Here is a 1387-nt window from a genome sequence, read left to right on the forward strand (position 1 = left end):
GCTGGACTGCACCCCTGGAATGAGACACGGTAATTGCGGTGACAGCGCGGTTGCCATGATGCGTTATCGTGCCTTGTTTTGCGCGAAGGCGGTTTCGAACTCAAGCGGCGATTGGTATCCGAGCGCCGAGTGCAGCCGGTCCTTGTTGTAGACCTCTGCAATAAAGCCATCGATGCGGCGGCGGGCGTCGCTGATGTCGGCGAAGGCCTTGCCGTTGATCTCTTCGGTCTTCAGCGTCTTCATGAAGCTCTCGGCCTTGGCGTTGTCGAAGGGATTGCCCGGCCTGCTCATGCTGATGGTGATGTCGCGATCGGCCAGTCGTTGGCGATAGGCGATGGAGGCGTATTGCACGCCGCGATCGGAGTGATGAATCAAGCTGCCGGGTTGCGGCTTTCGAGCACCAAGGGCTGTATCCAGCGCGGCGATGGCGAGCGAGGCGTCGAGCGTGTTCTCCAAAGCCCAGCCGACGGCCTTGCGCGAGAAGGCGTCGAGAATGACGGCAAGATAGACGAAGGCTCTGGCGAGATGCACATAGGTGATATCGGCGACCCAGATTTGATCCGGCGCTGACGGCACCAGGCCACGCACCAGATTGGGCACGATGAGAAAGGCCGAGGGCCGATCGGCAGGTGGCTTCAGGAACGGCGCCTTGCGCTGGGCCAGCAGATTGTCCTCGCGCATAAGCCGCTGAACCTTCTTGGCATTCACCACCATGCCCTGCCGCCGGAGGGTCGCGGTCACCCGCCTGTAGCCATAGAAGCGGTGCTTGAGGCAAATGCGCTGGATCAAGTCCCGCAACTCGCACTCACCTGCCTCATCGGCGCGTCCGGCCAAGTGTCGGTAATAGGTCGCGCGCGGCAGCCCCGCGAGCCTGCACAGGCGCTGCACATCGGCATGCGAACCGGCTGCTTCCAGCGTCATGGCTTCGATGACTTCGATGATGCGGATACGGTTTTGCCTTGCGCTGCCGGCCGCTCCAAGGCGCGCAAGGCTTTTCGAAAAAAATCGATGTCCATCTGCTGGCGACCCACCAGCCGTTCAAGCTCGGCGATGCGCACGTTCGCCTGGGCAAGTGCAGAGCGCTTCGTCTCCTCCGCCTGCAGCGGCTTGAGCTTGCGGGGGCCAGGCTTCGGCCCGGGCTTGCGGTTCAACCCTTCAGGCCCGTGGGCCTTCCACGCCTTGATCCAGTCATGCAGGATCTTGCGAGGTATCCCGAGCTTGCGGGCCACAGGCAGAACGCCTTCGCCTCCCTCGGCACGCTTGATCGCCTTCAATTTGTACGCCGTCGGAAACCGACGGTTCTTTCCTCTTGCTGCCACAGGTCATCCTCGAAATGAGCCTGTCACCGCAATTACCGTGTCTCATTCCAGGGGTGCAGTCCAACGCT

2 protein-coding genes are annotated in these 1387 nt (G+C 61.9%); both read right to left on the reverse strand.

The window, feature by feature from the left end; all coding sequences use genetic code 11:
- Positions 1-63 precede the first annotated feature (63 nt).
- Positions 64-921, reverse strand: a complete 858-nt coding sequence (locus IVB27_RS25095; protein WP_247445846.1) for an IS3 family transposase — start codon at positions 919-921, stop codon at positions 64-66.
- Complete coding sequence (locus tag IVB27_RS25100) at positions 918-1319, reverse strand: transposase (protein ID WP_345946916.1); 402 nt, start codon at positions 1317-1319, stop codon at positions 918-920. The genes IVB27_RS25095 and IVB27_RS25100 overlap by 4 nt, the downstream gene beginning before the upstream one ends.
- Between the last annotated feature and the right edge of the window lie 68 nt (positions 1320-1387).

Source organism: Bradyrhizobium sp. 197 (genome assembly GCF_023073375.1).
Taxonomy (GTDB): Bacteria; Pseudomonadota; Alphaproteobacteria; order Rhizobiales; family Xanthobacteraceae; genus Bradyrhizobium.

Coding starts and splice junctions, on each gene's coding strand:
- IVB27_RS25095 (WP_247445846.1), bottom strand. CDS start 921: ATGACGCTGGAAGCAGCCGGTTCGCATGCCGATGTGCAGCGCCTGTGC.